Source organism: Enterobacter sp. 940_PEND (genome assembly GCF_001059415.1).
Taxonomy (GTDB): Bacteria; Pseudomonadota; Gammaproteobacteria; order Enterobacterales; family Enterobacteriaceae; genus Enterobacter; species Enterobacter cloacae_M.
Genome location: NZ_JUMS01000158.1, coordinates 1 through 728 on the forward strand (window position 1 = coordinate 1; position 728 = coordinate 728).

At 54.3% G+C, this 728-nt stretch carries 1 protein-coding gene; it reads right to left on the minus strand.

Going from position 1 to position 728, the window contains the following annotated elements:
• Positions 1-29: 29 nt before the first annotated feature.
• The coding region (locus ADJ24_RS23755; protein WP_048703736.1) for an IS5-like element IS903B family transposase at positions 30-728 on the minus strand (699 nt) is incomplete at its 5' end.

The following is a 728-nucleotide window of genomic DNA, read 5'->3' on the forward strand; positions in this document are numbered from 1 at the left end:
GTAAGTCTCCCCCGTAGCGGGTTGTGTTTTCAGGCAATACGCACGCTTTCAGGCATACCTGCTTTCGTCATTTTGTTCAGCGCTCGCACCACGGCCAAAGCCTCCGCAACCTGACCATCGTAGTCACGCAGCGTCAGTGAACCCCCGAACAGCTGTTTTACCCGGTACATCGCCGTTTCCGCTATCGAGCGACGGTTGTAATCTGTTGTCCATTTCCACCGCGCATTACTCCCGGTCATTCGCTGATTAGCCACTGCACGGTTACGGTCTGCATATTCACCGGGCCAGTAACCCGCACCTTTTCGGGGTGGGATAAGCGCGCTGATTTTCTTACGCCGCAGTTCATCGTGACAGAGCCGGGTGTCGTAAGCGCCGTCTGCCGATGCTGCCCTGATTTTTCTGTGAGTCTGCCGGATAAGACCCGGGAAGGCTTCTGAGTCCGTCACATTGTTCAGCGACAGGTCWGCGCAGATGATTTCATGTGTTTTACTGTCAACGGCGAGATGCAGCTTACGCCAGATACGGCGGCGTTCCTGGCCATGCTTTTTGACTTTCCACTCGCCTTCACCGAAGACCTTCAGCCCGGTGGAATCAATTACCAGGTGTGCGATTTCACCCCGGGTGGGCGTTTTGAAACTGACATTAACCGACTTTGCCCGCCTGCTGACACAGCTGTAATCCGGGCAGCGTAGCGGAACGTTCATCAGAGAAAAAATGGAATCAATAAA